This is a genomic window from Pseudoalteromonas sp. S558 (genome assembly GCF_005886635.1).
GTDB classification, from domain to species: Bacteria; Pseudomonadota; Gammaproteobacteria; order Enterobacterales; family Alteromonadaceae; genus Pseudoalteromonas; species Pseudoalteromonas aliena.
On sequence record NZ_PNDU01000261.1, the window covers coordinates 1 to 4770 of the forward strand.

Genomic DNA, 4770 nt, shown 5'->3' on the forward strand with positions numbered 1-4770 from the left:
CCAACAAAGACTAAATCCCCCCTAGGCAGAACCCGAAGGGCAGCGCATGTTTGGCATTTATGCTGCGTTATCGCCTATTTATGGGGAATAACCACACTACATAGGCTCTGCCTTGCCTAAAAACCAAACATACAGCTGCAAAATCAATCACGAAAGGTCAACACGCCCTAGATCTCCTGCTGAAATAATTCAGGGGAGAGTAGTTACTAATTTAGGAGAAGATGTAACAGAACAGTTTCAAACTGGAGCTAATATAGCGTTAGAACTGTGTAAAAAGAATCAAGTTCGTTTTGCCCTACTTAAAGAATCGAGCCCTTCTTGCGGACGAAATACAATATATGATGGAAAGCATCGCGGAGTAAAAATCGAAGGACTGGGTTTAACTGCTGCATTATTAATAAAAAATGGTATTCAAGTATTTAGTGAAGAGCAAATACCAGCACTTATAAAAGTACTGGCACTTTAATTCTGGCTGGTTATTTGCGTTGTAAAAAAACACCAGACTCAATGTGATGTGTATATGGGAACTGATCAAATATAGCAAAGCGCTTAACGTTGTGCGTACGTGTTAAGAGATCAAGGTCACGCTCAAGGGTTTCAGGATTACACGATATATAAATTATGCTTTCGTAGTTAGCCACTAAGTCACAGGTTAATTCATCCATGCCCGCGCGCGGTGGATCAACTAATATGGTTTGGCAGTCATAGCTTTTAAGGTCAATACCGTCTAAACGAGAGAAAGTACGCTCACCGTTCATAGCTTGGGTGAATTCTTCACTCGACATACGAATAATATCTAAGTTCTCTACGTTGTTTTTAGCAATATTGTATTGAGCAGAGTGTACAGATGATTTTGATATCTCCGTTGCCAACACTTTATTAAACGAACCAGCTAACGCAATTGAAAAGTTACCGTTGCCACAGTAAAGCTCTAATAAATCATTTTTAAGTGGTTTACATAAATTTTGTGCCCACTCCAGCATACTAATATTTACTTTAGCATTAGGCTGAGTGAAACTGTTTTCTACTTGTTGGTAAATAAGCTCGCGACCATTAACTGTTAAGCGTTCAGTTACAAAGTCATCACCCAGCACTTCTTTTTGTTTGCGAGCACGGCCAATGAAGTCAATTTTGTATTTACTGCTCAGTTTTTCTTTAAGTGCTTTAATTTCATTTAACCATTCATCATCTAGTGGCTTGTGATAAAGCAAACTTACTAAAATTTCACCACTTAGCGTTGATAGGTAATCTATTTGAAATAACTTACGACGTAATATTTCGCAAGGCTTAAGGTTTTCAATCATCACCTGCATTATTTCACCTACTAAAGGTGCTGCTGGATCAAACGTATCAACACGGATTTTGTCTTTTGTTTGTTGATCAAACATTATATGAAACAGATCGTCGCCATCATGCCATACTCTAAATTCAGCACGTTGACGGTAGTTAGTTGGCTCTGAACTAAATACTTCTAATTGTTCTACACCAAAACGTTGGAACTGTGCACGTATTCGCTGCTCTTTCTCGCTTAATTGTGCATCGTATTGTGTGGTATCGATTTTAATAACTGCCATTAACGTTACTACCTTATCTCTGAGATCTGTTTATCGGCGCTATTGTAGGGGGCGAGGCGTATTTGTCTAGTTTTGACTAGAATTAATGCTGTTTTTTTGTGCGTTCCCCTTTAGTTTTATACGTTATAGCCGATAATAAATTACTCACGCTTAGGAGACGAATTATGAAAATCAATAATTTTGGCTTTATGCCAAATAACAATATCAATAAATTCAATAATAAAGTAACGATACCACAGCCAACAATTAAGTCTCCTCAAGATAGTTATCAACAAAGCGGGAAAGAACTTGCTGCAAAAGTGTTGGGCGATAAGATGGCTGAGCAACTTGGCTTACCTGTTGCTGAGAAAAAAGCAGATAAGTCATTATTTGATTTTGGCGAGGTAGTTAAAAATGTACTCGATTTTGTGACAGGTACACTCAAAAATGCGAAGGCTAATGGTGCTGATGATGACAAGCTCAAAGGCATACTTGGTGAAGCCCGCAAAGGTGTGCAAATGGGGATTGATGATGCAATTGATGAATTAAAAGGTACCGGTGTATTTAATACCGATATTGAAGAAGGCATTAATAAGTCTAAAGAAGGTATCTTTAATGGTCTTAATAAGCTTGAAGATGATTTGTTTAACCCACAACCGGCGAGTGTGAGTATTAGTCAGGCTCAATACGCTAGTTTAAGCAATAACGCTGAATACAAATTTACTACTGCAGAAGGTGATGAAGTTAGTATTAGCTTCTCCGACTCTTTTGAGTCACAGTCAGCGAGCAGTTATCAAAAGCAGGGAAATAGTGAAGGGTATATAAGTGAATCATCGCAGTCTCGAGAGTTATCATTTTCTATGTCGGTTAATGGTGATTTAAATGAAGATGAACAAAAAGCGATTAATGAACTAATGGAAGACATACAAGGAGTGAGTAAAACTTTTTTTAGTGGCGATTTAGACAAAGCATTTGAAGAAGCGCAAGCGTTGAGTTTAGATAACGAACAGTTAGTCGCTTTCTCAATGGATTTAAGACAAACCAAAACGGTTGCAACGATAAAAAGCTACGAAGAATACAGACCAATACCAGAGAAGGCGGTCTCGGAAAAAATAGCCCCTTTTAATGACGATTTAAAAGAAGTTTATACAAAAGCAGCCGATCTGGGTCTGCAAAGCCAATTATCGGGTATTATGGAATGGTTAAATCAAGATCAAAGCGAGATTGATAAATTAGTTGATTATACTAAAGCAATGTTTGAAAACCTGGATCAGCTAAATACTGCGGCAGATGAGCTGGCTAATCTAGAATCACCGCAAAGTTAAACTGCTTTCCTTTACAAAAGTGACATGTCAAACTGCTATTCTTAATTTACAGTAGGAACAGTGGTTTGTCAGTGCACATTATGGTTTTTGATTCAGGTATTGGTGGCACTACGGTACTTGAGCATATTCAGCAGAGCATACCTCATGCTCAATACAGTTATTTTATGGATAATGCTTTACTGCCATATGGTGCTCAATCACAACAAACTATCATCAATCGTTTATGCGCCCTTGTACATTTCATCAAACAAGAAGCCCTCGACGTCGATTTAATTGTTATAGCCTGCAATACCGCATCCACGTCAGCGTTGAGTGCGGTACGTCAAATTACTGATATTCCAATTGTAGGCGTTGTACCTGCAATAAAGCCGGCGGCTCAATTAAGTCAATCAAAACATATCGGGCTTCTTGCCACGCCTACAACTGTATCAAGTTCATATACGGCTAAACTAATTCAAGAACATGCCAGGCATATAACGGTGAACTTATATAGTAGTGTTAAGTTGGTGTCGCTGGCAGAGCAGTACTTTTTTACTCAACAACTAGATACAGATGAGCTTTATAAAGAGCTGGATAGTTTAGAGATCAATAAAGAAGTTGATGTGTTGGTGCTAGGGTGTACACATTTTCCTATTTTAGCTAAACCAATAAACGCGTATTTTAATTCAAAAGTACAGTTGCTTGATTCTGGAGCTGCAATAGCCAATCGTGTTAGTGATTTACTTAGTAGTTACTGTGGGTTGAATAAAAAAGCTTCGGATACAAAAAAGCCGCTGCAATATTATGCAACGGCTGATATTTTTAGTACTAAGCTAGTAGTAAAGCTGGTTACGCTGATTGATCAAGTTCAGGACGTATTGAATTAGCATCCTCATCTTGTTTTTGCTTTGCTTCACGAACTTTTAAAGTACGTTGTTGGAACTCACTATCATTTAACTTTGTTATAGCATTGTCAGCATCGGCTTGCGCCATTTCAACAAAACCAAAGCCACGACGTTTGCCAGTATTTTTGTCCTTTAATAAGCGGACATTAAATACTTTGCCTTGTTCTTCAAATAATGCACGAACAACACCTTCGTTTGCGCGATAAGGGAGGTTACCAACATAAAGAGTCTTAGTTTTCACTTCAACTTCTTCAGCGCCTTCAGATGACATTGCTGCGATAACAATTCCACCTATTAATAAACCAGCACCAAATAATAGTGCAGGGTCTAAGGCTAAGCTGCCAAAAACAAATTTAACGACAACAAAACCAACTACGGCAAGGATAACAGAAAATATAAAAGACTTTTGATCGGGTAATTTCATTTTAGATCTACCAATAAACAGGAAATAAACATTAATTTAACATTGTGAACTTGCTATCTTAACGTCTTAATCAAACATAGCAATGGTATTTGTGTTAAATAATAAAAAACAGTGTAAAAAAGCATCACCTTAGCTGTGTTTTTGTATGGTTTTATGGTGTTTTGTTCTATTTTTGTTCGAACAGTAAAAAGATCTTAAAAAAGGGTTGATCTGTTTTCGGATCTCCCTATAATGCGACCCCACTGAGACGGGAAACGCCGAAGCATAGCAAGGTAGCAACGACTCAGAGAGTTAAATAAAACTTCGGTTTTAAATCTTCCAAAAGAAAGTTTAAAAATAAGTGTTGACTCGAAAAATAAAGGGTGTATTATTCGCATCCCTTGAGACGCTAAAGCGACTCAAAACGTTCTTTAACAATATAAAGCAATCATCTGTGTGGGCACTCGTACAGATTGAGTTCTAACAGCCAAGCTTAGTTCGCTAAGTAAGGCAAACAAATTAGAGTCTCAATTGAAAACTGAGTGACCAACAGAATAGTTATTTCGGTAATTATTCGGCACAGTCAATTCAATATCGAAAGATAT

The 4770-nt window shown here is 37.6% G+C and carries 5 protein-coding genes; 3 read left to right on the forward strand and 2 right to left on the reverse strand.

Annotation, left to right across the window (positions count from 1 at the left end):
• Window positions 1-112: 112 nt before the first annotated feature.
• Window positions 113-466, forward strand: a complete 354-nt coding sequence (locus tag CWB66_RS16325) for a 2-thiouracil desulfurase family protein (RefSeq protein WP_252371775.1) — start codon at window positions 113-115, stop codon at window positions 464-466.
• Window positions 467-476: 10 nt separating this feature from the next.
• On the opposite strand, the gene trmA is transcribed toward CWB66_RS16325, so the two are convergent.
• Window positions 477-1574, reverse strand: a complete 1098-nt coding sequence (trmA, locus tag CWB66_RS16330) for a tRNA (uridine(54)-C5)-methyltransferase TrmA (RefSeq protein WP_138586184.1) — start codon at window positions 1572-1574, stop codon at window positions 477-479.
• 164 nt (window positions 1575-1738) lie between these two features.
• Between trmA and CWB66_RS16335 the strand changes: the two genes are divergently transcribed.
• Complete coding sequence (locus tag CWB66_RS16335; protein WP_138586185.1) at window positions 1739-2878, forward strand: DUF5610 domain-containing protein; 1140 nt, start codon at window positions 1739-1741, stop codon at window positions 2876-2878.
• A gap of 65 nt (window positions 2879-2943) precedes the next feature.
• The gene (gene murI, locus CWB66_RS16340) at window positions 2944-3744 is read left to right on the forward strand and encodes a glutamate racemase (RefSeq protein WP_138586186.1); all 801 of its coding nucleotides are present in this window, start codon (window positions 2944-2946) and stop codon (window positions 3742-3744) included.
• On the opposite strand, the gene CWB66_RS16345 is transcribed toward murI, so the two are convergent.
• Window positions 3707-4186, reverse strand: a complete 480-nt coding sequence (locus CWB66_RS16345; protein WP_138586187.1) for an RNA recognition motif domain-containing protein — start codon at window positions 4184-4186, stop codon at window positions 3707-3709. The two genes, murI and CWB66_RS16345, sit on opposite strands and share 38 nt — an antisense overlap.
• Window positions 4187-4770 lie beyond the last annotated feature (584 nt).

Coding starts and splice junctions, on each gene's coding strand:
- CWB66_RS16345 (WP_138586187.1), bottom strand. CDS start 4,186: ATGAAATTACCCGATCAAAAGTCTTTTATATTTTCTGTTATCCTTGCC.
- CWB66_RS16335 (WP_138586185.1), top strand. CDS start 1,739: ATGAAAATCAATAATTTTGGCTTTATGCCAAATAACAATATCAATAAA.
- trmA (WP_138586184.1), bottom strand. CDS start 1,574: ATGGCAGTTATTAAAATCGATACCACACAATACGATGCACAATTAAGC.